Raw genomic sequence first — 1,200 nt, forward strand, 5'->3', positions numbered from 1 at the left:
ATATAACTTTTTACTTGTTTAGTATGTGGTAGATTCTGTTGTAGTGTGTTAGAGGGGTTTAGAAGGATTGTAGGTAGTGTAAAGTAATGTGATGTTGTGGTTTGCAAGTTTGTAAAAAAAGAGTTAGTTTTAGACTTTTATCCTTTTAAGCAAAGCTTTGCGTTTGGTGGAGAGATAGCTTTAGACTTTAGATATACCCATAAAACTTAGATTCTCTAAGCAAGTGCTTCCAATATAGATAAATCACAAGGGTTTGATACATTAAGACAAGAGTTTGGTGCTACAGATGTTAGGCAGCCTTTGTGAATACTAGTGATATTCAAACACAGGCACAAGGGAAATCGCAAATACTAAAAGATAAAGAAGCAACAGAACTAAGATCGCAAGAGCTACAGACAGAATTCCAGCAAGCGAATGCAGAAGAATATCAAAAAGGAGTAGATTCAAATAAAACGAGGTTATCAAAACTCAATGACAGCAATAAAACAATTATCAGGGCGTGATTTACCTAATTCTGTTCGTGGAAGTATATACGAGCAAGATGTAACTAATGCTGTAGCTAGTAGAATGTCTCAAGAATTTAAAGTCGATGAAACCTACCAGGAACAAATGAATTTACATAATGCTTTGCATGAGCAAAGAAAATCTGCTTATGTTTCTCAAGGCATGCAAGGCTTTAATAGCGCTTCATCGCAAGCAGACATTCTAGCAAAAAGTGAGAGTATGCAATTTGTGCAAACCGCAGCAAGCGTTAGCACTATGACTTCACAAGGTGGTATGGCTGCTGGAAGCATAGCAAGTGGTGGTGGCACACTCACTAGTGCAGGACATTCAGCTATAGGCATTCAAGCTGCAGAGAAGACAGGATCTATAATGGCTGCAAATAATCTCTACAATAATTCAGCAGCTATAAGCAATATCCTTACTGATGCAGGAGCTTCACAAGCACAAATAGCTAGTGTCTTAAGTGCAAGGAATCCTGTAGAAAGAGCAAATAGAATGCAAGCAGTTATCTCAAGCCATAGCTTACGAGGTAGTGTCAATGGTAGAAGCTTTAACCTTACCACTAGTGCAGATGGACAATATAGCGGAAGCTTTGATAGTAGCCTTAATGTATATGGTGGCTATAGAGTTGATATGGGAGATGCAAGTGCGGCAGCAGGTTATGCAGCAGGTGGTGTCAATGGTATGAGAACTGTA

General features: G+C 38.7%; 2 protein-coding genes. Both read left to right on the forward strand.

Going from position 1 to position 1,200, the window contains the following annotated elements; genetic code table 11:
• The first annotated feature begins 302 nt into the window (after nt 1-302).
• Nucleotides 303-503 carry a hypothetical protein gene (locus tag B9T66_RS08660; protein WP_095628556.1) on the forward strand — a complete coding sequence of 67 codons (201 nt, stop codon included), beginning with the start codon at nt 303-305 and terminating at the stop codon, nt 501-503.
• Nucleotides 472-1,200, forward strand: a 729-nt coding sequence (locus B9T66_RS08665) for a hypothetical protein (RefSeq protein WP_143429129.1), incomplete at its 3' end; no start/stop codon positions are given. The genes B9T66_RS08660 and B9T66_RS08665, both read left to right, overlap by 32 nt.

The organism is Helicobacter sp. TUL (assembly GCF_002287135.1).
Taxonomy (GTDB): domain Bacteria; phylum Campylobacterota; class Campylobacteria; order Campylobacterales; family Helicobacteraceae; genus Helicobacter_F.